This window comes from Streptomyces rectiverticillatus (assembly GCF_013394065.1).
In the GTDB taxonomy this organism is placed as follows: domain Bacteria; phylum Actinomycetota; class Actinomycetes; order Streptomycetales; family Streptomycetaceae; genus Streptomyces; species Streptomyces rectiverticillatus.
This window is the reverse complement of sequence record NZ_CP040752.1, coordinates 7,431,364-7,455,747: the sequence shown is the minus strand read 5'-3', so window position 1 is coordinate 7,455,747 and position 24,384 is coordinate 7,431,364. Positions and strand designations below refer to the sequence as shown.

Here is a 24,384-nt window from a genome sequence, read left to right as displayed (position 1 = left end):
GGGTAGCCCTCGGGTCCGCGTCAGGGGGAGCCCATAATCATCCGGTCCGGAGAGGGGAACCCGGTAAGTGGGAGAGGCAGGTCTGCGGGTGTCGCTGTGCGCGGAGATGGACGAGGCGTGGCGGAAGAGCGAGGTGCTCCAGCGCATCGATGTGCTGGCAGGCTTCCTCGCCTCGCGGTATCCCGGTGGTGGCGACGAGGTCGGTGACGAGGTCTGTGACGCGGGCGGGGGCGGGGGCGCGGGCGGGGGTTCTGACAGCGGGGACGACGGCGCGGTCGCGGCGCGCCGGAGGGTGGCCGGCACGGCGGCGGCCGCACGGCGCGCGCTGGAGGGCGGCGACCTCGACGAGGCCTGGCGCCGGGTGGGCGATCTCGAGTCCGAAGCGGAGGACTGGGCCGACCACCCGCACTTCCCGCCCGCCCCGAGCCGCTACGAGGCCGACGCCCAAGTCCACGACTACGCGAAGGACCTGGCGCGGGGCTTCCTGTCGGCGAAGCAGCGGGACGACCTGAAGACGATCCGGCTGTCCCTCACTGTCAGCCGGTCGCGAGTCCTCCGACTCTGCCATGTGACCACCCGCGACCGCCAAGACCTCGACTACGTCTGCGGCCGCATCTCGATGAGCCTTGACCTGGGCCACGTGGACGCGGCGCGTCGGGAGCTGGCCCGGCTGAGGGAGATCGACGATCGGTACCGGGGGAAGCCGTGCCCGGCGGCGTGACCAGGTCCGGCGAACCCGCCTGGGCGCGTCGTCGTCCGAAAGTCGCCTGCGCATTTTCGTCCTCCACATTGATGCCGGTACGCATCAGCGTTTGCATGGCTCTGCCCGGAACGGCTCCGGCCGCCGGAGAAGTCCGGCCAGAGACCTCGCAGAGGGGGAACCGTGCGGAGACGCGGTTTACGTACGGCACGATCAGGGAGAGACAAGGCACGACACGGCATATACGGTGCGGCGGCGCTGATAGGCACCGCCGCACTCGTCGTTTCTGTGGTACCGGCCCAGGCGACGACAACGGCACCGAGGGGGCCGGGTGACATGGCCCAGGACCGGCGCACTGCAGCGCCGTCCGCCTGGGTGACCGGCATCCGGGAGCCCGTCCCGGCATCAGGGAACGCCGCGGACGCGGCGCTGCGGCACCTGGCGGACCGGCAGAGCCGCTACCGGATCGCCCACCCCGACCGGGACCTCAAGCCCTTGCAGACCGTCGTCGCGGCCGGCGGCTCGGAGACCGTGCGTCTTCAGCAGAAGCACCGCGGGGTGGACGTCCTGGGAGGGCAGTACGTCGTCCGGATGGATGCAAGGGGCGCGAAGAGCGGCGGAACACGGTTCGTCACGGGCACCTCCGGCCGGTACTTCACCGGGCTGACCGTCCCGACCGAGCCCGGAATCGATACGCCCTTGGCCATCGAGCTGGCCGTCGACGCCGTGACGCGGCAGCTCGGGCCCGTACGCCCGTCCCGCGACGACCCGAGCGACGGCCGGGAAGACCCCGGCGGCGGCGAGGCCGGGCAGCCGATCACCGGCACGGCCCACGGGCTGGTCGTGCTGCCGCGGGGCACCGGGGTGCTCACCCACCACGTGACGGTCCACGGCACCGACCCCGCCACCGGGTCTCCGGTGCTGCGCGAGGTGTACATCGAGGCGCAAACCGGCTATCCCGTCCTCCAGTACAGCGGGATCAAGACATTCAGGACGCCCATCCGTTCCGCCGTACCCGGCGCGGGCTCCAAGGCCGTCGAGGCGGGCTCCAAGGCCGTCGGATCCGCGGCCCCGGAGCGCCACGCCACGGACCACCGGGGCACGGACCGCCGGGGCACGGCCGCCGTGCGCGACGGCGGGACGAAGGGTTCCGGTGTCCGGCTGGACGGCACGAAGGTCGAGCTGCATCTGACCCGGGACGAGGAGCGCAACGCGTACGTGATGCGCGACCGCTCCCGCGCCCGGTCCGGCGACGGCGGCGGGGGCGGGGGCGGCAGCGATGACGCGAACCTCGTCGCCACCTGGGACGCACGCGGCCGGAGTTACGGCGAAGTGTGGCGCACGTGGCCGGCCGACCTCAGGGAGTTCTCCTCGCCCACGGCCGACTTCGGCGACGAGGCCACCGGCATCGGCGCGGTCGACGCGCACTGGGCAGCGGGCCGGGTCCACGACTACTTCAAGGACGTCCACGGCCGGAACGGTCCTGACGGCCGCGGCACGGCGGTGAACTCGCTCGTGGGCCTGGGGATCTCGTACGCGGATGCCTTCTGGGACGGCCGGAAGGTGATCTACGGGAGCGGCAACGACGAATACCGGCCCTTCTCGGCCGCTCTCGACGTCGTCGGGCGCGAGCTGACGCACGGCGTCGTCGAGAGCACCGCGAACCTCGTGCCCGCAGGCCAGTCCGGTGCGCTGGGAGAGGCCGTCGCCGACTACTTCGGCAATGCCGTCGAGACCGACGCGCGCGGCATCGCCATGGACAGCCCCGACGCCGGTCTGCTCGGCGAGACGCTGTGCCGGCAGAAGGTGCCCCGCGCCTGTGCCGCACGTGACCTGAACGACGGGCGGACCACGTCCAAGTCCTTCGTCGGCGTGGGCATCGGCACCGACAACGGCGGCATCCACCTGAACTCCACGATCTTCTCCGGGGCCCTGTGGGACATCCGCGAGGACATCGACCGCACGCTCGCCGACAGGATCGTCCACAACGCGCTCACGCAGTACATGAGCCCCCTCGACGGCTTCACCGAGGGCCGGGCCGCCGTCCTCGCCGCCGCCCGCGACCTCAAGGTCACCGACAGGGAGTACAAGGCGGTCGAGCGGGCCTTCAACGCCCACGGCATCGTCCCCGGCTGGGAGCTCGCGCTCGGGGTGGACTCCGACCGGCTGCTCGGCCGGGTCAACACCGATGACCGGACCAGCGCCGGAGCGGGCGGCGGCTGGTGGACCGCCTCCACGTCCGACGAGGACGGCTCCGAGCCCTACTCCGTCCGGGCCGGACGCCTCGACGGCACCGGCGAGACGAAGCTCATCAGCCCCAATGACGGCCGCTACCACGTCGATCCGGTCACCGACGGCAAGACGGTGGTGTGGCAGGCGCGCCGGGGACGGGCCGCGGAGATCCTCGCCCGGCCGCTCGCGGGAGGCCCCGTCAAGAAGCTGTTCTCCAGCGCTCTCGCCGTCACCTCACTGCACGTGGAGGGAAAGGTCGTCACGTTCCAGGTCCACCGTCGCCATGCCGGTTCCCGGGTGGTCTACCTGCGGATGGGCGAGACCGCCCCGACGTACGTGAACCCGGGCTCTACGGGACGTAGTGCGAGCACCGGCGACCCGTCCCTCAGCCACGGCAGGATCGCCTTCACCACCTGGCACCGCGCGGACGATGGTGCCTTGCGGCACGACACGGAGGTCCTGGACGTCGCCACCGGCACCAGGACCGTGATGCAGCAGATCGGGACCCCCTCCTACCTCATGGGGACCGCCATCACAGGCAAGCACGTCTTCTGGCTGACCGTCGCCGACGACGACCACACCACCACCGCCGTACGCCGGTCGGACCTGGACGGCACGGGCACCGTCGACATCAGCCCCGGCACGGGCAAGGACGCCCTGCACGGGACCGGCCTGACGGCCTCCGACGAAGCGGTGACGGTCTCCGTCCGCGCACCGGACCCGCAGGCGCCGGGCCCGCGGGCACAGGACCCGCAGCTCCGCTACGAAGCACTGGACAGGCTCTGGCAGCTCTCCCCGGACGGGTCGCGACGGGAACGGGTCTCCTGCAACCGAGGCGAACAGCTCTCACACGCCTCGGCAGACGGCCGCCAAGTGATCTGGGTCGACGCCACGACCGGCTACTCCGACCTGGTCACCCGCACCCGCCCGGCCGGCACCTGTGGCTGACCAGGTCGTCTCCGGGGCCGCGGGCCGGCCTCTCCGCCCTGAGCCCTGAGCCCTGCGGCTACGCCCTACCACGCCGGGGTCGCCGCGACCGCGGTTCGTGCGCAGTGACACCCTTCTCACACTCGGTGCCGGACGGGCTGACTTTCGTCCCGGTCTCCAGTGTTCTTGCCCCTCGACAGGCACGACGTGACCATGACGACGGGATGGGCGTGGTATGGACAGACCCTTGGCGTACTTCAGAGCGAAGGCGGCAGCAGCGCGCGGCCGGATCGCTGCCGCGGTGGGAGCGATCGCGCTGATCACGACTGCGCTCACCGGCACCGCGGCCGGTACGGCCGCCGCCGCGGCGAGCGGTGACTGGCGGCCGTCGGGGAAGTGGTCCTGCTCCGGCGCTCCCGTTCCGGACGGCTGGGTCATCACCGCCTACGACCGCTCCGGCTGCAACGGCAGCGGATCCTGGTACCAGCAGCCGGTGAAGGACGGCATCTGGACCTGTTCCGGCTCGCCGATCGTGGCCGGTTACGTCATCACCCGGTACGACCGCAGCGGCTGCAGCGGCATCGGGGCCTGGTACCACGAGCTCGCCCGCGACAAGCGCTGGACCTGCGGCGGTTCCCCCATCCCGCCCGGCTACGTCACGACCAACTACCTGCGCACCGGCTGCAACGGCGTAGGCGCCTGGTTCCACGAGCTCGTCCGCAACGGCATCTGGACCTGCCCCGGCTCCCCCATCCCGCCGGGATACCGCAGCACCACGTACATGAGCACCGGCTGCGGCGGCATCGGCGCCTGGCTCACCGTGCGCGCCTGAACCACCCCGACGTCCGGAATCGGACGCTCCGGGCTGTTGCCCCTGCGCGGGCCCGGCGACCACCAACGCCGCCGGGCCCGCACGGCCGGGGGGGCGCCGTCCTGTTCCGCCGCCGTCCGGCCGCAACGGGACCTTGGGTCTCCTCAGCCTCGGAAGCCTCGGAAGGGCCCCGCTGCCGGGCGCGATCCGGCGGCGAACAGCCGGCTGGTGAAGCTCGCGCCGGCCCCCCCACCCCCCCACCACCGAGCAGGTGACCGCCGTCAAGGCGTTCCCGCTCGGCTTCCCCGACGCGATGCTGCACGGCCTGGCGGTCTCCTCGCGCCACGTCCCCGTCCCGGCGGAGCAGGGCAGCACCCCGGTCGGGCTGATCAGCGGCCCCGGCGGCCTCTGGGTGGTGCTCCTCGGCACCGCGAAGGCCGGGACCGGCACACCTGCTCCGCACGTCACCTGCCTGGACGCGCCCCGCCTGCACAGCCCTGTGCCCGATGCGACGCTGAGTCGCGTGTCGTATCGCAGGCCGGAGGAGTGCGTGTCGTGAGCAAATCCAGTACCGACCCCCACATAGCCCGACCGCGGACGCGCCGCGGGAGACGCTGGCCGCGCGTGCTGATCGCCCTGGGCGTCGCTCTGCCGCTCGCCGCCGGGGGCTGCTCCGACGGCTCCCCCGAGCCGCCGGCGCGCGGCGTCGGCCCTGGTGCCGGACCGGGTGCCGCCGGAGGGGCCTTGCCCGGCATCGGAATCACCGGCCGTACCTACCAAGTACCGCAACCACTGCCGCCCGCGGCGCCCGGAACTCTCATAGCGGCCAACGACCACGGCACCGACGCGCGGATCGCAGGTGCCCGGCGCTGGACCGTGCTGTACCACTCGCGAAACGCCCACGACGCGGACGTCCCCGTCAGCGGCGTCGTACTCGTGCCCCCCGGTCCGCCACCGCCCGGCGGCCGGCCCGTCGTCGCCTGGGCGCACGGCACTACCGGCGTCGCCGACACATGCGCGCCTTCGCACGCGGCCAACCTCGGCTACAACGCCTACGCGCAGGAGATCGGCGCCTTCCTCAAGGCCGGATACGCGGTCACGGCGACGGACTATCCCGGCCTCGGCACTCCTGGCATGCACACCTACCTGGTCGGCGCCGACCAGGGCAACGCGGTGGTCGACAGCGTCACCGCCGCCCACCGGCTGCTCCCGGACCTCGCGCCGACGTGGTTCACCGTCGGCCACTCCCAGGGCGGCCAGGCCTCCATCTTCGCCGCCAACGCCACGAAGAGAGCCCCGGACCTGCGCTTCGGCGGTGCCGTGGCCATCGCGCCGGCCAGCCACTTGAACGTGATGCTTCCCGGCGTCATCGCCGCACACAACCCCGGGCAACTCACCTTCGCCCTCTACTCGCTCGCCGGGCTGAACGCCACCGACCCGTCCGTCGACCTCCCGCGCCTGCTCGGCCCCTCTGCCATGCGCACGGCCACGCAGGTGTTCGAGGAGTGCATCAACGACCCGCATCCCAGTCTCATCCGCACCCCCTCGGAACAGGCTATTCCGCTCAACTCCGCCCGGCTCGCCGCCCTGGGCCGCACCATGGCCGCCTACGGCAACCCCGACCACACCGCGGTCCGCAGCCCTCTCCTGATCATCCAGGGCGGCAACGACCTCGACGTACCGGCCCAGTGGTCGGCGCAGGTCGCCCGTAACCTCCGGGCACTCGGCTCGCCGGAGATCACCGAACGCACCTATCCGGGCAGCGGGCACGACGACGTACTCGGCCGGTCCTCGTGCGACATCCTCGACTTCCTGAACAAGCACGGGGGCCGCCCCACCGGTGCGTGCACGCCTTTCCGCACCCTGCCGGGATGAACGGGGTATTGATCGTCGGCGGTGGACCGGTCGGGCTCCACAAGGGCGTAAGCGCGGCGGGCGTGCGCTTGGCTGGTGAAGCGACTGCGGCCACGCGGGAGCTCTAGAGTTCGTGGAACGCCAGTGCGGTACATGACCAGTGCCGTGCATGATCGGTGCCGTACATGACCAGTACCGGCACGAAGGGATGTTTCCATGAGCATCGTGGTCACCACACCGACGGGACACGTGGGATCGCGCGTGGTGCAGCTTCTGCTCCAGGCCGGGGTCCGTCCCCGCGTTCTGGTCCGTGACCCGGCCCGCCTGGATGAGGCGACCCGTGCGCGGGTCGATGTGCGCCGGGGTGACCTGACGGACTCCGGATTCGTCCGCGAGGCGGTGGCGGGAGCGGGGACCGTCTTCTGGGTCGATCCCACTCCACATACAACAGCAGATCCGATCGAGACCTCGCTGCGGACCGCGGCGCCGTTGGCGGAGGCCGCCCGGGTCGGCGATGTGGGGCGGGTGGTGTTGTTGAGCAGTATCGGGGCGGAGAAGCGGCACGGGGTCGGGCACATCGACGCCCTGGCCGGGATCGAGGAACAACTCGATGCCACCGGAGCGGATGTGCTGCACCTGCGGTGCGCGTACTTCTTCACCAACCTCCTGTTCGACCTCGAAGGACTCTCCCAAGGCGTCCTGACCACGGCGTTCGATCCCGACCACCCGATGCCGTGGGTCGATCCCCGTGACATCGGAGACGTGGTCGCGGCCCGGTTGCTGAGCGACACCTGGCAGGGCCGGGTGGTGCAGGCCGTGCACGGGCCGGAAGACCTCACCTTCAACCAGGTCGCACAGATCCTCACCGATGCCCTCGGGTACCCGATCCGGCTCGACCCCGTCAGCGACGACGCGACCCGGGACGCGCTGCGTGCGGCCGGGCTGCCTCCCTCGGCGGTGGACGGCATCGTCGGAATGACCACCGGATCGCGCGACCTGGTGCCCGAGCAGCCCCGCGACCTGCTCACGACCACGCCCTCCCGGCTCAGCGGGTGGGCTCATGCCCAGCTGCGTCCGTTGCTGGAAAATCCTGCCGTGGATCGTGCTGACGAATCCTCACCTTGACGGCACTTTCGCCATGGCCAGGAGAAGGGAATTCACCAATTCACCCTTTCGGGTAACGTTCCTATCGTTTTCGCGTGTCGCATTTGCGGAAGTTTACGAGGAGAGTCCGGCTCCGCTTGAGGCCGGAAGGTCCTTCTCACGAAGGGAACGTGCTCGTCATGGACGACACGACGAGAAACTCAGCCCGCGCGCGTACGACAACTCGCCATCGGCTCGGCCGACTTGCCGTGGTAACGGCCATGGCAGCCCTCCCCGCCGCGCTGCTGGCCGCCCCCGTCCACGCGGACGCCCCCCGCTCCGGCGCGTCCGCCGCGACGGCGTTCTGCTCGGTCAACGGCGAATTCGTGGCCGGAACGGTCATCAACGGCACGGCGGGACCGGACACCATCAGGTGTTCCTTCGTCGGCGCCACCGACACCGTCAACGGCCTCGGCGGCAACGACAACATCTCCGTGGTCGTCAACCGCGGTCGCGTGAACGCCGACAACGGCAATGACATCGTCATGGTCCTGGACAACAACGGTGGTGTCGTCGACGGAGGCGCCGGCATCGACGTCTGTTCCGTCAACGGCGGCTCGAGGGTGAACTGCGAACTGGGGTAAGCAGCCACCATTGCCTCCCGTCCCCTGAATTCCGCCTGCCGTGCCGCGGTCGGCGCCCGGCACGGTGGGCGGATTCACTTCTCACGGCAGCCCATACGGCCCGTTTGCCTTTTCGACGGCCTCCCCGTCGCCATTCCGGCACCGAGGCGAGCGAGGCCCGGGCCCTGCCTCGACGGTGGGAAGGAGGTGATCGCCGTGTGGGACGCACATATACGTGCCGTACGGTGCCGGACAGGCCAGCGGCTCGCCGCTCGTCACGACGGGAATGACGTCCTGGCCTCCGTCCACGACCAGCAGCGGGGCCGCGATGCGCGGGGCCGGGGCAGTGAGATCCACTCGGCGGGCGAACTCGCGGGCGGCGTCGGCCCCTCCGGTGCGCCGGGCCATGATGTCCTTCGGCCTTCACCGGAGGGGGCAGTTCCTCCCAGTCGAGGCGGAAGGGACCGCGCTTCGTTCGCGCCGCCGAGGAACTGCACTTCAGCCCGGGCAGCCGGCACGCTCGCCATCTCCCAGCAGGCGCTGTCCAAGCGGATCGCGCGGCTGGAAACCCTGCTCGGCATCGCGCTGTTCCAGCGCGCCGGAGGCGGGGTGCATCTCAACGAGGCCGGCCGGCGTTTCCTCCAACCGGCCCGGCAGACCGTGGCCGCCACCGACGCCGCAGTCGCAGCGGCGGCCGGGCAGGACCGCCCGTTGCGCGTCGACGTCTGGGGGCACCTCTACGCCTCGATACGGACGCGGCCCAGGTCGCCGGACGGGCCGGGGAGCTAGTGCTGGGGCACGGGCGGGACCTGCCGTCGGTCACGGCTGCGCTGATGCGCGGAGACATCGACGCGGCCTTCGGGCGCGCCCCCCTGCCGGAGGTCCCCGGGCTCCGCTCCGTCTCGCTGGTCGATCCCACACCGCTGTATGCCTGGTCGCTGCTGTGGCGCAACGGAAACGGACACCCGGGGCTGGACGGCCTCACCGCCGCCAGCGCGGGAGAAGCCGGCCGGAGCCGGTGGCTGGAGTACGACCCGGCTCACGACTGGCTGCCCGAACCGCCGACGAGCCGCCGTCCCCAGCACCGGCCCGACGCCAGCTCACGCCGCTCGGCTCGGGCGACTGCCTGGTGAAGGCTATGACGCCCGGCCCCGCCGAGGACCGCGCCGGACCACCGTCCCGGCTGCGTGCCGCCCGCCTCGGCTCCCCCGCGTCAAGCGGTCAGCAAGTGGTCAGCAAGCGTCTACGTACCAGACGGGGCCCCAGTCGCCGTGCGCGTCCGAGGAGGGCGCGCCGGGCGTGGTGTAGATGACCACTTTCTGCTTGTTGAGCATCTTCGCTCTAGTGCCGTCGGACTGGTTGTTGTACCAGGAGCCGCCGCTGTTCAGGCCGTCCGGGATCTCCTGGACGTAACAGTCCTTGAACTTGAAGGCGATCCGCTTGAAGTTCGCGTCCTTGTAGCCGCAGAAGTAGTACTTCGGGCAGTCGGCAGGGGCCGCCGTCGCACCGGAGGCGGCCGAGGTCTGGGCGGAGGCCTGGGTCACCGTGCCGAGGGACGCCGACACGGCGATGAACAGTCCCGCCGCGAGGGCGGTGCGCCGCATACGGGTGGTCTTGCGTGAGCGCTCCATGGCTGTCGCTTTCCTTTCGCCGACGGAGCAGCAGCCGGGCCACTGCTCCGGAACCGGGGAACTGACGAACTGTTGCCGATCACGAGCACCCCGAAGAGTAGGCCTGGACCTGCCCACGGAACAGTTCGCTTACAGCCATTGAGCACCATGGGAAGCAGCTGTCACCCGGTGTCGCCCGGAAGGCCCGGCGGCCTAAGGGGGACCGACCGCACAGGGACCAAGGGACTCCCACCACGATTTGCCCGGTTGTTCCCCCGGCGCGAAGATGGCCCTAGAGGCCCTTCACGTTGCCGCAGGCCTTTCAGAGGAGCCCCGTCAGGGGAGCGCCGATGACGAACGACCGGTTCCCGAGTCCACCCGCCGTGGAGACCGCCGACGTTGTGGTGGTCGGCTCGGGCTTCGGGGGTTCGGTCAGCGCGTGCCGCCTCGCCGAGGGCGGCCGGTCCGTGGTGGTGCTGGAGCGGGGCAAGCCCTACCCGCCCGGCAGTTTTCCCCGCACCCCGGCCGGCATGTCCCGCAACTTCTGGGACCCGAGCGCGGGCATGCACGGCCTCTTCGACATCTGGTCCTTCCGCGGCCTCGAAGGCATCGTCTCCAGCGGCCTGGGCGGCGGCTCGCTCATCTACGCCAACGTCCTGCTGCGCAAGGACGAACGCTGGTTCGTGCACGAGTCACCGCTGCCGGGCGGCGGTTACGAGAACTGGCCGCTGAGCCGATGCGACCTCGACGCGCACTACGACCGGGTCGAGGACATGCTGGGCGCCACGCCGTACCCCTACACCGACACACCCAAGACCGTCGCGATGCACGAGGCCGCAGGCCGTCTCGGCCTGCCCGTGTGGCGGCCGCCGCTCGCGGTCTCCTTCGCTCCCCGCCCCGGCGCGGCACCCGTCCCCGGCGCACAGATCGCCGAACCCTCCTACGGCAACCTCCACGGCCTGCCGCGCAGCACCTGCCGCATGTGCGGCGAATGCGACGTCGGCTGCAACTTCGGCTCCAAGAACACCCTCGACCACACCTACCTGTCGGCCGCCCGGCACCACGGCGCCGACATCCGCACCCGCTGCGAGGTGCGCGGCTTCGCACCCCGCCCGGGCGGCGGCTACGAGGTCCGCTACGTCGTCCACGAGCCCGGCCGCGAAGGCCGTCCCACCGCCACCGACAAGCTCCCCGTCCACCGGATCGCCTGCCGCCGGCTGGTGCTCGCGGCCGGCACCTTCGGCTCGACGTACCTGCTGCTGCGCAACCGCGCCGCACTGCGCGGCATCAGCAGCACCCTGGGCACCCGGTTCTGCGGCAACGGCGACCTGCTCGGACTGCTGCTCCACGCCACCGGCCGCGACGCCACCGGCGCGCCCGGGCCGCGCCGGCTACAGAGCAGCACCGGGACGGTCATCACGAGCGCCGTCCGCGTCGGCGACGAGCTCGACGAGGACGGCTCGTCGGGGCGCGGCTTCTACATCCAGGACGCGGGCTACCCCGCCTTCGCCGACTGGCTCAGCGAGGCGGCGCAGATGCCCGGAAGCACCCGCCGCGCGCTCGCCTTCGCCCTGCACCGGCTGCGGGCGCGGCTGGGGCACGACCCGCAGAGCAACATCAGCCGCCGGCTGTCCCTGCTGCTGGGGCCGGCCGAGTTCTCCGACTCCTCGCTGCCGCTCCTCGGCATGGGCCGCGACGTGCCCGACGGCCGGATGAGCCTGCGCCGCGGCTACCTCGACATCGACTGGACCACGCAGACCTCGCTGCGCTACTTCGAGCGCGTCCGGTCGGTCATGCGCGACCTGGGCGAGGAGCTGGGCGCGGAGTTCCGCGACAACCCCTTGTGGTGGTCCCACCGGGTGATCACCGTACATCCGCTGGGCGGCGCCCCGATGGGCCGCCACCGCGCCGAAGGCGTCTGCGACTCCTTCGGCGAAGTCTTCGGCCTCCCGGGCCTGTACGTCCTCGACGGCGCCGCACTGCCCGGCCCGGTGGGCGCCAACCCCTCCCTGACGATCGCCGCGTTCGCCGACCGCGCCTGCGACCGCATCCTCGAGCAGGGCCCCGGCGCGCACCCGGCCGCGGAAGTGCCCGCCGGCGTGCCCACCGCGGCGCCCGCCGACCTGCCTCCCGAAGCGTTCGTACCGCCCGGCATGACCGTCGAAGAGATCCCCCAGCCCGCGCCCGCCGGCGGTGAGCGGCCGACCGGCCTCTCCTTCACCGAGGAGATGAAGGGCCACGCGGCACTCGACGTCGACGACCCCGAACAGGGGCGGGACCTGGGCCGGCAGCGCAAGCAGCGGCTGGCGTTCCGGCTCACCGTCACCGCCCACGACGTCGACCGCTTCGTCGACGACCCGGCCCACCCGGCCACCGTCGCGGGCCACGCGGACTGCGACGTTCTCGGCGGTCGCCTGCCGGTCGAGCACGGCTGGTTCAACCTCTTCGCCCGCGGCGACGACCCGACCCGGCGATGCATGCTCTACCGCCTGCACCTGCGCGCCCCCGGCGGCAGCCCGCTCACGCTCGTCGGCCGCAAGGACATCCACGACGACCCCGGCACCGACGTCTGGCCCGACACCACCACCCTCTACGTCCGCCTGCTCGCCGGGCACGTACAGCCGGACGGCGACGCCACCGCGCCGGTGCTCGGCGCGGGCGTGATCACCGTCCGTCCCGCGGACTTCGTCCAGCAGCTGACGACGTTCCGCGCCACCGGCCCGCATCCCGCACGCGCACTGGAACGCTTCGGCCGCCTGTACCTGGGCGAGTTGTGGGACGTCTACGGCTCCCGCCTGCGGCCGCCGCCCGGGGAGCCGCCATGAAGTCCCGTGAGCTGCGCAAGCACGCCGAGGAGCTCCAGCTGCCCTTCGTCCCGCAGGAACAGGTGCGCTGGCTGGCACCCCACGAGCTGGCCCGCACCGCCGGCAAGGTCGTCCTGGCCCTCACCCTCGCCGGTTACCTGGACAAGCGGGAGATCCAAGGAGCCCTCGACTCCGAGCCCTTGCAGGCGCCCCTCGGCGACCCCGGCGCACAGGAGATCTGGATCGACTACGCCGCCGACCTCGGCGACGGCTTCGACGCCACCGGCACGGTCGCCTGGACCATGGCGGCGCAGGAGGCGGACGTCGAACGTCCCGGCAGCGCACCGGCCCGGCTGCCGCGCGGCTCCCTGCTCGTCCTCGGCGGCGACGAGGTGTACCCCGTGGCGTCGGCCACCGCCTACGAGAACCGGATGAAGGGCCCTTTCCGCGCCGCCCTGCCGACGGCGGAAGACCGCCCGCTCATGGTCGCCCTCCCCGGCAACCACGACTGGTACGACGGCCTCACCGCCTTCCTGCGCATCTTCGCCCAGCGGCGCGACATCGGCGGCTGGCGCACCCGCCAGACCCGCAGCTACTTCGTCGTCCGGCTGCCCGGGCGCTGGTGGCTCGTCGGCCTCGACAGCCAGCTCGGCGCCTACATCGACGACCCCCAGCTGCGCTACTTCGAGACCCATCTCTCCTCCCGCCTCGGGCCGGGCGACGGAGTGATCGTGTGCTCCGCGACCCCCGCCTGGGTCGAGAGCGCCCAGGAGGACGCGGACGCCTTCAACTCCCTGCACTGGTTCGACCGCAACATCGTGCGGACCCGGGTCACCGACCGGGAGACGGGGGCACGGGAGCCGACGGGCGCCGCCGTCCGGCTGTGGCTGACCGGCGACAAACACCACTACGCCCGTTACGCCGAACGGCTGCCCACCGACCCTCCCGGCCCCGGCGCGCTGCCGCCCGACCCGCGCAGACGCCAGCTCGTCACGTGCGGACTGGGCGGCGCCTACCTGACCTCCACGCACGGCCTGCCCGCGGCCCTGCCGCTGCCGCCCCGCGAGTCCCACCTGCGGGAGAAGGACAGCCCACCGGTCGGCTTCGCCCTCGCACAGCACACCTGCCCCGCGGCCGAGGAGTCCCGCCGCATCGCCCGGCGCATCGCCTTTCCGTGGTCGCGCGGCTGGCCGCCCCGGCGCAACCCGGGCTTCGGCGCACTGGCCGCAGGCGTGCACGCCGTCCTCTTCCTGATCGTCAGCTTCGTGTTCGCACTCGCCCGCGGCACGATCCGGCCCGACGACGCCGTGCGTACCGCAGGCTGGGAGGACGCCCTCCGCTTCGCCGCAGTGCTCGTGGCCGTCGTGGCGGCGCTGATCGCACTGCCCTGGCTCGCCCGGCTGGTCCGCAAGCGCAGGCACGAGACCGCCTCCCTCGCCCGGTCGGCGGCTCCCCCAGGGCCGGCGGTCGCCGCCCTGCTGCAGGGCGTGGTCGCGCTCGGGGTCCTGGTCGCCGCCGTCGCCCTGCCGTTCCCGTCCTCCTGGCCCGGGTGGACCGTCCTGCTGCTGTGCCTCCTGCTCGCCGGGGCCGCCGGTGCGACCGCGGGTTCCGAGGCCTTCGCCCTGTGGGTGCTCCGGGCGCGCCACGGCACGGTCGCCGAATGGCAGATGTCGGGCCAGTCCATCGAGGACCACAAGGGATTCCTGCGCCTGCACATCGCACCCGACGGCGACCTCACCCTCCACGCGCTGATGCTCGACGGCATCTGCCGCGACTGGCACCTGGAGGACGACCCTGCCGGCGGCAAGCGCCCGGTGCCCGACCGTCTGCCGCCCGTACGGCCGATCGAGGATCCCGTCGTGATCGCCCGGGAGGCGAAGCCACCATGACCGGCACACCGACCGGCTCACCGGCCGGCTCACCGCGGCCGAACCGGCCGACCCGGCGCACCCGGCCCACCACGCGCCGGGACCACGTCACCGAGGTGCAGCCGCTGACCGCACTGGACGGCCGGCCCCTCACGCTCGTCCACGTCCAGGGCCGCCACCCGCCCACCCGCGGCCCCGTCATCGTCGTCCACGGCGCGGGCGTACGCGCCGAACTCTTCCGCCCGCCGCTGCCGCGCACCTTCGTCGACGCCCTGCTCGACGACGGCTGGGACGTGTGGCTGCTCAACTGGCGCGCGTCGATCGACCTCGACCCGGTGCCCTGGACCCTCGACCAGGCCGCTGCCTACGACCACCCCGCCGCGGTCGCCCACGTGCTCGGCGCCACGGGCGCCGACCGGCTCAAGGCCGTCGTGCACTGCCAGGGCTCGACGTCGTTCGCCATGGCCCTGGCCGCCGGGCTGCTCCCCGAGGTGGACACCGTGGTCTGCAACGCCGTCTCGCTGCACCCCGTCGTCCCCCGCCTGTCGACCTTCAAGATCGGCTACCTGGCGCCGCTGATCAGCCGCGTGACCCCCTACCTCTCGCCCGCCTGGGGCGACCGCCCCGAGGGCGTCGTCCCCCGGCTGATGGTCTGGGGCGTGCGCGCCACCCACCCGGAGTGCCGCAACTCGGTCTGCCGCATGGTCAGCTTCACCTACGGCAGCGGCCGGCCGGCCCTGTGGTCCCACGCCAACCTCGACCAGGCGACGCACGAGTGGATCCGCGGCGAGTTCGCCGAGGTCCCGATGACGTTCTTCGCCCAGATGAACCGCTGCATCCAGGCAGGCCACCTCGTACCGACCGGCGCCGTCGAGACGCTGCCGGCGTCGTTCGTCGCCCAGGCACCGCGCACGGACGCGCGCTTCGTCCTCATCGCCGGCCGGGACAACCGGTGCTTCCTGGCCGACAGCCAGCAGCGCACCTTCGACTTCCTGCAGCGCCACCGCCCCGGCCGCGACAGCCTGCACGTCCTGCCCGGCTACGGCCACCTCGATGTCTTCCTCGGTCGCCGCGCGGCGACCGAGACCTACCCGCTCATCCTCGAGGAGCTCGCGCGCTGAAAGTCCACGCCGAAGGCCTGACGAAGGTGGCGCGCGCCGGTCACAGGCTGCGCAGGAAGGCGAGCGAGGGCATGAAGAAGTACTCGCCGCCCTTCATGGTCACGGTCTGCGCGGCGGAAGGGACCTCCTGGCCCTCCTCCTCGCCCCAGACCCGCGGCCACGTCGCCGGGGGCCGTCCGCCCTGCCCGATGACCGGGTCGAGGCCGGGCGCCGGCTCGGTGCCGGGATCCGGGAAGCCGGTGCTGTTGGCCCAATTGCGCTGCGTGAACTCGAACTGGTCGACCAGATCGGAGTTGAACGCCATGAACAGCAGTCCGACGCCGCCCTCGGGCAGATCGCCGCCGGGGCCGTCGGCGCGCTCCCCGTAGGTCTGCCCGCGCCGCGCCATCAGGTGGCGGCGCTCTTCCTCCGGCGACTCGAAGCCACCGGACCCGCGCGGGTTGGTCTTGCGGATGTGGGCCTGGAAGGGGCACTTGTCGGCGGCGCCGTCGCTGGCGTAGGTGAAGTCGTTCATCACCGGGCTGTGTGCTCCGGGCGTGGCCTGCAGTGTGAGCGGCGTGCCGTCCTTGAAACGTCCGACGAGCATCGCGCCGGCCCGTTCGCGGTCGTTGCCTCCGAGCTTCAACGCGTCGGCGAGCTCTTCCTCCGCCTGCCTGAACGCCCGGACGTTCTGCTCCAGCTTGCGCAGCACGAAGTAGCTGCCGAAGTCGGTCGCGGGGTCGGGAGCAGCCGGGTCCGCGACCAGGACGCGTGCCAAAGACTCGGCGGGGTCCCATACGGAGACTCCGTCGGTCCCGCGGCGCTCGACCTCCAGGTCCTCGGTGAGGAACAGCGGCTGGCTGCGGCCGTCGACGTATCCGAAGTGCTCGATCCCGTGACCGTTCGCATTGCGCATGCCACGGCCCACTTCCCTGCCGACCACGCGGAGCGAGCCGGTCAGCAGGTCCTCGACCTCCCTGAGCCCGGCGTCCGCCGGGCGGGGTTCGGCGTCGCCGACCAGGACGACGGCGTGGATCTCCTCCCGGTAGCCGGCCTCCCACTGTGCGATCTCCGGGTCCTTCAGCATGCCGCGGGTCCGGTCGTCCCGCATCCCCCTCTCGAAGGCCTCGTCGGAGGGGGCCCGGTCCGACAGGCCCAGCCGGTCGTAGCCGGCCTTCGTCAGTCCCACACCGACGTAGGGGGTGTTCGAGACGCCGCTCGACCCGTTCCGTTTGAAGCCCTCCACTTCCTGAAGGTGCTCCTTGGCCGACTTCATCAGTGGCACCAGCCCGGTCAGGAACGCCCGGGCCTCCGCAGCGCCCGCCGAGCCCTTGCCGAACTGCACCAGCAGGATGTGAAGATGCTCGCGGACGTGGCCCTTCAGGATGTTCGCCTGCAGGTTCTGCAGCATGGTGTCGGCATCACCGGTGGCGTTCTTCCACGACAGCGGCTTGCTGAGATCGACGGGCATGCCGGCCCCTTCCGTCGAGCCTGGACTCCGGCGTCTTCGCGGTGCTCCGGATCCGGATCGGATGCGGATCCGGTGTCCAGCCTGGTGGACATCTCGGTGATGCGCGACTTGTCCGGAGCCGGACGCGCCTTAGGGACGCGCCTTAGGACGGAAGTCCTAGCCGAAGATCCGTACAGCGGCGGTGCCGGGGCCCGGGCGGCGGCTGGAAGGGTGGTGATCCTCCGGCACTCGCCGGCATCATCCCCCGGGAGAACACCTTGGAGACTTCGTCCAGCCCTCACTCCTCGGCCCCCGACGCATCAGCGGCCATGCGGCTGATGGAGGAGACCTTCGGTTTCCTTCACTCCGCCGCGCTGCGGGCCGCCGCGTCGCTCCGGATCGCCGACCGGCTCGCCGACGGACCGCGCACCGCCGCCGAGCTCGCCGCGGACACCGGAACCGACGGCCCGACGCTGCACCGGCTGCTGCGGCACCTGGCATCGCGCGGCGTCTTCCAGGAGGACGGGACGGGCGCGTTCGGACTGACGCCCGCCGCGTACGCCCTGCGCACCGACGTTCCCGGCTCGCTGCATTCCACGGTGCTCCTGCTCACCGACGACATGTTCCTGCGTTCCTCGGCCGACCTGACCGAAACCGTACGCACCGGGGAGTCCGCCTTCCCCAGGGTCTTCGGCACCCCCTTCTTCCAGCACCTCGCAGCCGACGGCGCGGCCCGGGAGGTCTTCGACGCCGGGATGGCCGCCTTCTCCGGCCCGCTCGACGACGTGGTCGCCGCCGCGTACCCCTTCCCGGAGCGGGGCACGGTCGTGGACGTCGGCGGCGGACGGGGCGGGCTGCTCCGGGCCGTCCTGCTGCGCCACCCCGGCCTGTCGGGCGTCCTCTTCGACCAAGCGGCGGCGGTACGGGAACCTCTGCTCGCCGCAGCGGAGTTGGCGGGGCGCTGGCGGGCCGAGCCCGGGGACTTCTTCGCCGGCGCTCCGGAGGGCGACATCCACCTCCTCAAGCACGTCCTGCCCGACTGGAGCGACGAGGACTGCGTCCGCATCCTGCGCTCCTGCCGCAGGGCCCTCGCCCCGGGCGGCCGGGTCCTGGTCGTGGACGCCGTCCCGCCGCCGGGCAACGCCCCGCACCCGGGCAAGGACCTCGACATGCTGATGATGACCGCCCTCGGCGGCAGCACCCGCACCCCCGCCGAGCTCGACGCCCTCTTCGCCCGCGCCGGGCTGCGCCACGTCCGCACCCTGCCCACGCCCGGCTTCGCCTCGATCGTGGAGGCGGCCGCGGCCTGAGCATCCGGCGGCTACGTGGCGCGGCCGCTCGCGGGGAGCACGTGGTCGCCGATCCTGTCGGTGCTCAGGCACAGGGAGCAGACCACGGCGTCGTGGGTGCGGCAGGCGGCCACGTCCGGGCGCTCGAACTCCTGCCGGCATACGTGGCACTCGTAGAGCGTGGCGCTCGGGTTGCCGTCCGCGTCGAGCAGTGGTTCGTCGATGCCGTCCGTGGTGCGGCGCAGGTAGTAGCGCCCCTTGGTCAGTACGGCCATCAGCGGGGTGAGGACGAAGGCGATCAGTGCCGCCGCGACCGGGGAGTAGGGCTGGAGCGTGTCGCCCAGGGCGTGGAAGTACATGGCGATCGACAGTCCGGAGGCGGCGACGAAGGCGACCGTGCCCACGGGGTTGACGGCGTAGAGCATGCCGCGCCGGAACTCGGGTGCGTGCGGGGAGAGTTTCAGCAAGTACTTGTTCACGATGATGTCCGTGGCCACGGTGACGACCCAGGCGATGGCGCAGTTGGAGTAGAAGCTCAGGACGCGGTTGAGGAAGCTGAACATGTCGGCCTCCATCAGCGCCAGTGCGAAGGCCAGGTTGAGCAGGACGAACACCATGCGACCCGGGTAGCGCCCGGTCAGCCGGGTGAAGGAGTTGGTCCACGCCAGTGAGCCGGAGTAGGCGTTCGTCACGTTGATCTTGATCTGGCTGATCACGACCAGGACCACGGCCAGCGGAACGACCAGCCACGAGGGCATCATCGCGTCGAAAGCGGCCTTGAACTGCTGAATGGGCTCGGCCGCGGCCGCCGGCCCCACGGAGGCGATGACGTATACGGCGAGGAAGACTCCTATCGCCTGTTTCAGCGCACCGAGCACGACCCAGCCGGGGCCGGCCACCACGACCGCCGTCCACCAGGCGCGGCGGTTCGCGCCGGTACGGGGAGGCATGAAGCGCAGGTAGTCGATCTGTTCGCCGATCTGCGCGATCAGTGACAGGCAGACGCCGGAGCCCAGCAGCACCGAGGCCGTGTTCACCCCTCCCCGGCCGTCGGTGCCCGCGTAGGCCAGCCAGCGGTCCACCGTGCCCGGGTCGGCGGCCACCAGATAGACCAGCGGCCCCACCATCAGCAGCAACCAGACGGGCGTCGTCCACACCTGAAGCTTGCTGAGCGCCTTCATCCCGTAGACGACCAGGGGGATCACCATGAACGTCGAGACCAGATAGCCCAGCCACAGCGGCAGCCCCAGGCCCAGTTTCAGCCCCTGCGCCATGATCGACCCTTCGAGAGCGAAGAAGATGAAGGTGAAGCTGGCGAAGATGACGCTGGTCAGGACCGAACCGTAGTAGCCGAAGCCGGAGCCGCGGGTGATCAGGTCCAGGTCGATGTTGTAGCGCGCCCCGTAGTAGGCGAGGGGAAAGCCGGTGACGAAGATGACCACGGCGGCGACGAGGATCGCGGCCAGGGCGTTCCCGGTGCCGTGGGTGAGGCCGATGCCGGCGCCGATCGAGAAGTCGGCCAGGTACGCGATCCCGCCCATCGCCGTGGTCGCCACGACCATCGGCGTCCAGCGGCGGTAGCTGCGCGGGGCGAACCGGAGGGTGTAGTCCTCCAGCGTCTCCCGGGCCGCGTGCCCGAGGTCGGCCGGGGCGTGCGGAGACTCTTCGCGGCCGACGGGTTCCTTCAATCGTCGCTCGGTACTACTCATGCGGTCTCCTGGGCGTGCAGTGGCTGCGACGGCCGGCAGCCGGCCACAGGGAACGCTAGGCAGGGCGTATTTCCTGCCGCCGCCTCGAACGTGAAGGCGATGTTTCCGTGTTCACGTCCGGGTGAGCTGCTGCGGTCAGCGGCGGGCGGCGCCCAGGTAGGTGCAGGAGAGGTCCCGGGTCAGGCGGGTCCGGAAGCTGCCGTCGGGACGGCGGCCGACCACGAACAGACCGGCCATCCGGCCCAGTGGTGTGAGCCCGGCAGCGCCGAGGTAACCGGTCGTCTCGGCCGGGGTGATGAAGTCGTTCCAGTCGTGCGTCCCGCGCGGGATCACTCGGAGCACGCGCTCCAGTCCCCAGATCATGATCAGGCGGGAGCGCCAGGTCCGGTTGATCGTGTCGAACAGGAACACTCCGCCCGGGGCCAGTACGCGACGGATCTCGCGCACCACTTCGCCGGGGCTGGGCACGTGTTCGAGCACGTCCAGGCAGGTGACCACCGAGAAGGATCCGTCGGCGAACGGCAGGCGCTCCCCCGCCCCCACGGCGTAGTGGATGTCCAGACCGGACTCCGCGGCGTGCAGCCGGGCGGCGCGCACCAGGGCCGGGGAAACGTCCACTCCCGAGGCGGCTGCGCCGCGCGAGGCGAGGTACTCGGTGGTGAAGCCCCCACCGCATCCGACGTCCAGTACCCTCTGGCCGGTCCAGCCACCGTCGACGTACCGGTCGAAGAAGGCGAACCTCGGTTGGTTGAGGGCGCGCAAGGGCGCGGCCGGGGAATCCTCGGCCCACCAGTCACGGGCCAGCTCCTCGAAGAGCTCGGCTCCTGCGCCACTTCGTCCCATCGTGCACTCCCCGTTCCCGGCGACCGGTCGGCATCGTCTCCGTGAGCAACGAGAGATCGCGGTCGAAGTGCCTCTCGGCGAACCGCAAAGCGCGTCGTCCTCAGCTGACCTGCTGGTTGAAGCGGCGGGCCGCGCGGTCGTTGAGCCGGGTGAGCCGGTGAATGATACGGGGGCGGGCCGTACAGGCGGCCTTGTGTCCGGGCACATTGTGCTGCGGTGCCCTGCCGGCGGTGGGCAGCAGCCGGGCGCCCAGTGTCAGGCAGCGTGTCACCGTCGCCGGGGCCGGCCTGTGCAACCGAAAGACGGAGGTGACGCTGATGCCGTCCGCCGCCAGCTCGGCACGCAGCCCTTCGGACAGCCCGGCAGCGGCGAACTTCGCACCGACGTAAGGCAGCAGATGCGGGGCGGCGACCCGGCCGCCGATGGAACTGACGTTCACGATCCGGCCGCCGCCGCTCTCGCGCATGCCGGGCAGCGCCGCCAGGACCAGCCGCAGCGGGGCGAAGTACATCGTCTCCATGGCCTGGCGGAAGTCGCTCTCGGCCATGGCGCTCACGGGGCCGACCTGGGTGACACCGGCATTGTTGACGAGGACGTCCGGGCCGCCGCCGAAGGCGTCACGGCGCGGACTGCCCTGCAAGCCCGCCGGCCATCGCCCGCCCTCCACTTCCACGACCATGTCCTCCGGACCGTCCCCACGCTTGCACGGACGTCCGTCTCCCGCACGGCGTGGAGCGCAGGCTCCCGAGCGGCGTGCGCCGCTGTCATGCGGTGCGGGAGGCCGTCACTCATTCGGTGCGGGGGCCGTCACTCGGGAGGCTCGGGATGCGGCGGCGGACCTGGTCCTCCTGGGCCAGCCGCCGCAGCAGTTCGAGTACGGGAGCGGAGAGGGCGAAGACGATGACCGCCTGCTCGGCCAGGGCCTCCGGGGCGTCGTCGAAGGCGGCTGCACGGTCGAGGTCCAAACGGGCGATGGAACGGGCCAGCTCCGCGTAGGCGAGGAGTTCGCCGGGCCGATAGCCCGCATCGAGTCGCCTGAGCTCTCGCAGCGCCGCCGTCAGCGCCTCCACGTGGGGGGAGGTGCCGGGCGTCTGCCAGTCCATGGCCGCGATCAGGTCTGCCACCTCTGCTTCCGCGGCCGCCCCGATCTCCGCCTCCCGGTCGGCGTCACCGGCCGGGGATTCCGCGACGGGGACCGGCAGGGCGTAGCTCACCGCCCCCAGGGCACTGTCGGTGCTGTCTGCCTGGTCGACTGCGGTGAGGACGTCGCGGGTGGCGGCGATGGAGAGCCCGCCCAAGGTGGTCAGAGCCTTGATCAGTCGCAGGCGCTGGACGTGCTCCTGCCCGTACTCGGCCAGCGTCGCGGCCGTCGCCTTGCCGGCCGGCAGGAGGCCCTGCCGCCGGAAGTACTTGATGCTGGCGACCGGCACGCCGGTCGTGCGGCTGAGCTCCGAGATCTTCATGCAGCTTCCTTGCTGGTGGTGCGCCGGCCGGGCGTCCTGCTGCGACGACTGGACACTCATGGAAGATACTGCCACTATCTAGCTACTGGATACCTGCAGTATCTAGTTACTCTAGGTAACAACTCGGAGCGAATATGCCTTCCCCCGAGCCCTCTTCCGTACTCCGCAGCCCGCGGCTGTGGATCGGTTCAGGCCTCATCGTCGCGGTGGTCTCCATCCTGTTCGCCCTGCTCTACGTCGGCGGCAACGTGAACCCCAAGGGCAACCTGCGCGACCTGCCCATCGCGCTGGTCAACAGCGACCGCGGCGCCGACACCAACGGTAAGCACCTCAACCTCGGCGACCAGGTCGTCGCCGGGATCGAGAAGTCCGCCGCGAACAACGACAGCTTCTCCTGGCAGGTCGTCAGTCGGCAGGAGGCCGACAAGCGGCTCGGCCAGGGCAAGGTCTACGGCGCACTCGTCGTCCCGGAGAACTTCACCGCCACGGTGGCGGGGCTGACCAGCCCGAAGCCGGCGGAGGCCACCCGGCCGACCCTCACGGTGCTGACCAACCAGTCCGCCGGCAGCATCGGTTCCTCCATGGCCAGCCAGGCGAACCAGAAGGCGGCCCACGCCGCCTCCGCCCAGCTCGGCAAGGACCTCCTCCAGCGGGCCGCCGCCCAGAAGGCCCCGCTCGCCCCGGCGGCCAAGCTGATGCTCACCGATCCCGTGAACATCGAGGTGGCGGACGGCCACCCGCTCGGCACGCACAGCGCCATGGGTCTGAGCGCCTTCTACTACGCCCTGGTCCTCGTCGTCTGCGGCGTGCTCGGCGCCAACGCCATCAGCTCCCAGGTCGACACCGCGCTCGGCTACGTGCACACCGACTTCGGCCCCTTCCGTCAGCGCATGCCCGTCCGGCACACGAGCCGCGTCCGCACGCTGGCCGTCGGCACGGTCCTCATGCTCGGCCTCTCCGTGGTCATGGGCTCCCTCGTCGAACTCGCCACGGTCGGCGTCCTCGACATGGACGCCTCCCACCTCGGCCTGCTGTGGCTCTACTCCGTGGGCACGATCGCGGTCGTCGGCGTCAGCGCCCTGGCGATGCTCGCCGTCTTCGGCACGCCCGGCATGCTGGTCTCCACCATCATCTTCATCGCCATGGCCGTCCCGTCCTCGGGAGCGACCGTGCCGCTCGAGGCGCTGCCCGGCTTCTTCCGCACGCTCTCGGAGTTCGAGCCGCTCCGGCAGATCACCGGGGGCATGCGCTCCATCCTCTACTACGACGCCCAGGCCGACGCCGGTCTCACCCGCGCGTGGATCTCCATGGGCATCGCCCTGGCCGCCTCCGTGCTCTTCGGCTTCGGCGTCACCCGCTTCTACGACCGCAAGGGCTTGCACCGCATCCCCCGCCCGGCCGAGTCCGCCGACACCGCGGCGGCGACTGCCGCGGCCTAGAAGGCGTCAGCAAAGAATGAACAGTGAGCCCCGGGCGTCATTCGCCCGGGGCTCACTTTTTCATTCCCCGCCGGACCCGTCAGCCCGCCGCCGAAACGAGCGCGGGCGGCGTCCTGTCGGTATGCACGAACACCGGACCCGTGGAACGGTGATGCACACGGGCTGTCCCCCTCCATGCACGCCGGAAGAGTCACGAAGGGACGAACGACATGGCCATCACACCGCTGACGAGCTTGGCCGAGTTCGAGGAGACGATCAGCCAGGACAAGCCGGTGGTGGTGTCCTTCTGCGCGACATGGGCCTCCCTCTGCCGTGTGATCGGCCCTGTCTTCGAGCGCTTCTCCGGACTCCCCGAATTCGCCGGCGTCGAATTCCGCTCGGTGGACATGGACGAGGCGTACGAGGTCGCCCAGAAGGCGGGCGTAGGCCCGGTCCCCGTCGTCATGGCGTTTCGCAGCGGCACCAGGCTCGCCGAAGTCGTCGCACCCGGTCCGGAAGCGCTGCGGGAGCTGATCCGCAAGGCGGGCACGGCGGAAACCGCGTGACGCAGCTCCCCGCCGCCCCCTCGTCCGCCTCTGC

At 71.5% G+C, this 24,384-nt stretch carries 19 protein-coding genes and 1 pseudogene; 14 read left to right on the top strand and 6 right to left on the bottom strand.

What is annotated here, in order from left to right:
- Positions 1-67: 67 nt before the first annotated feature.
- From FGW37_RS32285 to FGW37_RS34295, 8 genes and pseudogenes are all read left to right on the top strand, one after another.
- A complete protein-coding gene (locus FGW37_RS32285; RefSeq protein WP_179084319.1) occupies positions 68-721 on the top strand; it encodes a hypothetical protein in 654 nt (217 codons plus the stop codon).
- A gap of 315 nt (positions 722-1,036) precedes the next feature.
- Complete coding sequence (locus tag FGW37_RS32280) at positions 1,037-3,880, top strand: M4 family metallopeptidase (RefSeq protein WP_179084318.1); 2,844 nt, start codon at positions 1,037-1,039, stop codon at positions 3,878-3,880.
- A 226-nt stretch (positions 3,881-4,106) separates the two neighbouring features.
- Entirely contained in the window at positions 4,107-4,691 is a 585-nt protein-coding gene (locus FGW37_RS32275) for a hypothetical protein (RefSeq protein WP_246430684.1), read from the top strand.
- Positions 4,692-4,941: 250 nt separating this feature from the next.
- The gene (locus tag FGW37_RS33705; protein ID WP_246430683.1) at positions 4,942-5,229 is read left to right on the top strand and encodes a hypothetical protein; all 288 of its coding nucleotides are present in this window, start codon (positions 4,942-4,944) and stop codon (positions 5,227-5,229) included.
- On the top strand, positions 5,226-6,545 hold the full coding sequence (locus FGW37_RS32270; RefSeq protein ID WP_246430682.1) for a lipase family protein: 1,320 nt from the start codon (positions 5,226-5,228) through the stop codon (positions 6,543-6,545). The genes FGW37_RS33705 and FGW37_RS32270 overlap by 4 nt, the downstream gene beginning before the upstream one ends.
- 195 nt (positions 6,546-6,740) lie before the next feature.
- Positions 6,741-7,649, top strand: coding sequence for an NmrA family NAD(P)-binding protein (locus FGW37_RS32265; protein ID WP_179084316.1), 909 nt, complete (start codon positions 6,741-6,743; stop codon positions 7,647-7,649).
- A gap of 239 nt (positions 7,650-7,888) precedes the next feature.
- The gene (locus FGW37_RS32260) at positions 7,889-8,251 is read left to right on the top strand and encodes a hypothetical protein (protein ID WP_179084315.1); all 363 of its coding nucleotides are present in this window, start codon (positions 7,889-7,891) and stop codon (positions 8,249-8,251) included.
- A gap of 470 nt (positions 8,252-8,721) precedes the next feature.
- A pseudogene (locus tag FGW37_RS34295) lies at positions 8,722-9,363 on the top strand (LysR family transcriptional regulator).
- 99 nt (positions 9,364-9,462) lie between these two features.
- Here the strand turns inward: FGW37_RS34295 and FGW37_RS32250 are convergent.
- The gene (locus FGW37_RS32250) at positions 9,463-9,861 is read right to left on the bottom strand and encodes a hypothetical protein (protein WP_179084314.1); all 399 of its coding nucleotides are present in this window, start codon (positions 9,859-9,861) and stop codon (positions 9,463-9,465) included.
- Between the two features lie 329 nt (positions 9,862-10,190).
- On the opposite strand from FGW37_RS32250, the gene FGW37_RS32245 reads away from it, so the two are divergent.
- The 3 genes from FGW37_RS32245 to FGW37_RS32235 are packed head-to-tail and all read left to right on the top strand — an operon-like array spanning position 10,191 to position 15,633.
- Positions 10,191-12,665, top strand: coding sequence for a GMC oxidoreductase (locus FGW37_RS32245; protein WP_179084313.1), 2,475 nt, complete (start codon positions 10,191-10,193; stop codon positions 12,663-12,665).
- Positions 12,662-14,533, top strand: a complete 1,872-nt coding sequence (locus tag FGW37_RS32240) for a hypothetical protein (RefSeq protein ID WP_179084312.1) — start codon at positions 12,662-12,664, stop codon at positions 14,531-14,533. The genes FGW37_RS32245 and FGW37_RS32240 overlap by 4 nt, the downstream gene beginning before the upstream one ends.
- Positions 14,530-15,633: an alpha/beta fold hydrolase gene (locus FGW37_RS32235; RefSeq protein WP_218650624.1), complete on the top strand. Its 1,104-nt coding sequence runs from the start codon at positions 14,530-14,532 to the stop codon at positions 15,631-15,633. Before FGW37_RS32240 ends, FGW37_RS32235 begins: the two co-directional genes overlap by 4 nt.
- 40 nt (positions 15,634-15,673) lie before the next feature.
- Here the strand turns inward: FGW37_RS32235 and FGW37_RS32230 are convergent, their stop codons facing one another.
- On the bottom strand, positions 15,674-17,083 hold the full coding sequence (locus tag FGW37_RS32230; protein WP_179084311.1) for a Dyp-type peroxidase: 1,410 nt from the start codon (positions 17,081-17,083) through the stop codon (positions 15,674-15,676).
- A 257-nt stretch (positions 17,084-17,340) separates the two neighbouring features.
- On the opposite strand from FGW37_RS32230, the gene FGW37_RS32225 reads away from it, so the two are divergent.
- The gene (locus FGW37_RS32225; RefSeq protein WP_246430679.1) at positions 17,341-18,372 is read left to right on the top strand and encodes a methyltransferase; all 1,032 of its coding nucleotides are present in this window, start codon (positions 17,341-17,343) and stop codon (positions 18,370-18,372) included.
- Between the two features lie 11 nt (positions 18,373-18,383).
- On the opposite strand, the gene FGW37_RS32220 is transcribed toward FGW37_RS32225, so the two are convergent.
- The 4 genes from FGW37_RS32220 to FGW37_RS32205 all read right to left on the bottom strand — a co-directional run bounded on the left by FGW37_RS32220 (position 18,384) and on the right by FGW37_RS32205 (position 22,366).
- On the bottom strand, positions 18,384-20,060 hold the full coding sequence (locus FGW37_RS32220) for a purine-cytosine permease family protein (RefSeq protein WP_246430678.1): 1,677 nt from the start codon (positions 20,058-20,060) through the stop codon (positions 18,384-18,386).
- 135 nt (positions 20,061-20,195) lie between these two features.
- On the bottom strand, positions 20,196-20,903 hold the full coding sequence (gene ubiG, locus FGW37_RS32215) for a bifunctional 2-polyprenyl-6-hydroxyphenol methylase/3-demethylubiquinol 3-O-methyltransferase UbiG (RefSeq protein WP_179084310.1): 708 nt from the start codon (positions 20,901-20,903) through the stop codon (positions 20,196-20,198).
- Between the two features lie 100 nt (positions 20,904-21,003).
- Positions 21,004-21,582, bottom strand: a complete 579-nt coding sequence (locus FGW37_RS32210; protein WP_179084309.1) for an SDR family NAD(P)-dependent oxidoreductase — start codon at positions 21,580-21,582, stop codon at positions 21,004-21,006.
- Between the two features lie 109 nt (positions 21,583-21,691).
- Positions 21,692-22,366, bottom strand: a complete 675-nt coding sequence (locus tag FGW37_RS32205; protein ID WP_179084308.1) for a MerR family transcriptional regulator — start codon at positions 22,364-22,366, stop codon at positions 21,692-21,694.
- A gap of 134 nt (positions 22,367-22,500) precedes the next feature.
- Here FGW37_RS32205 and FGW37_RS32200 point away from each other — a divergent pair, with 134 nt between their 5' ends.
- Both FGW37_RS32200 and FGW37_RS32195 read left to right on the top strand, forming a co-directional pair.
- A complete protein-coding gene (locus FGW37_RS32200) occupies positions 22,501-23,805 on the top strand; it encodes a YhgE/Pip domain-containing protein (RefSeq protein WP_179084307.1) in 1,305 nt (434 codons plus the stop codon).
- A gap of 209 nt (positions 23,806-24,014) precedes the next feature.
- Positions 24,015-24,350, top strand: a complete 336-nt coding sequence (locus FGW37_RS32195; protein ID WP_179084306.1) for a thioredoxin family protein — start codon at positions 24,015-24,017, stop codon at positions 24,348-24,350.
- The last annotated feature ends 34 nt before the right edge of the window (positions 24,351-24,384 follow it).

What these genes read in the sequence shown, in the direction of transcription:
- FGW37_RS32280 (WP_179084318.1), top strand. Translation starts at nt 1,037, where the DNA reads ATGGCCCAGGACCGGCGCACTGCAGCGCCGTCCGCCTGGGTGACCGGC.
- FGW37_RS32265 (WP_179084316.1), top strand. Translation starts at nt 6,741, where the DNA reads ATGAGCATCGTGGTCACCACACCGACGGGACACGTGGGATCGCGCGTG.
- FGW37_RS32260 (WP_179084315.1), top strand. Translation starts at nt 7,889, where the DNA reads ATGGCAGCCCTCCCCGCCGCGCTGCTGGCCGCCCCCGTCCACGCGGAC.
- FGW37_RS32250 (WP_179084314.1), bottom strand. Translation starts at nt 9,861, where the DNA reads ATGGAGCGCTCACGCAAGACCACCCGTATGCGGCGCACCGCCCTCGCG.
- FGW37_RS32245 (WP_179084313.1), top strand. Translation starts at nt 10,191, where the DNA reads ATGACGAACGACCGGTTCCCGAGTCCACCCGCCGTGGAGACCGCCGAC.
- FGW37_RS32240 (WP_179084312.1), top strand. Translation starts at nt 12,662, where the DNA reads ATGAAGTCCCGTGAGCTGCGCAAGCACGCCGAGGAGCTCCAGCTGCCC.
- FGW37_RS32235 (WP_218650624.1), top strand. Translation starts at nt 14,530, where the DNA reads ATGACCGGCACACCGACCGGCTCACCGGCCGGCTCACCGCGGCCGAAC.
- FGW37_RS32230 (WP_179084311.1), bottom strand. Translation starts at nt 17,083, where the DNA reads ATGCCCGTCGATCTCAGCAAGCCGCTGTCGTGGAAGAACGCCACCGGT.
- FGW37_RS32220 (WP_246430678.1), bottom strand. Translation starts at nt 20,060, where the DNA reads ATGAGTAGTACCGAGCGACGATTGAAGGAACCCGTCGGCCGCGAAGAG.
- ubiG (WP_179084310.1), bottom strand. Translation starts at nt 20,903, where the DNA reads ATGGGACGAAGTGGCGCAGGAGCCGAGCTCTTCGAGGAGCTGGCCCGT.
- FGW37_RS32210 (WP_179084309.1), bottom strand. Translation starts at nt 21,582, where the DNA reads ATGGTCGTGGAAGTGGAGGGCGGGCGATGGCCGGCGGGCTTGCAGGGC.
- FGW37_RS32205 (WP_179084308.1), bottom strand. Translation starts at nt 22,366, where the DNA reads ATGAAGATCTCGGAGCTCAGCCGCACGACCGGCGTGCCGGTCGCCAGC.
- FGW37_RS32200 (WP_179084307.1), top strand. Translation starts at nt 22,501, where the DNA reads ATGCCTTCCCCCGAGCCCTCTTCCGTACTCCGCAGCCCGCGGCTGTGG.
- FGW37_RS32195 (WP_179084306.1), top strand. Translation starts at nt 24,015, where the DNA reads ATGGCCATCACACCGCTGACGAGCTTGGCCGAGTTCGAGGAGACGATC.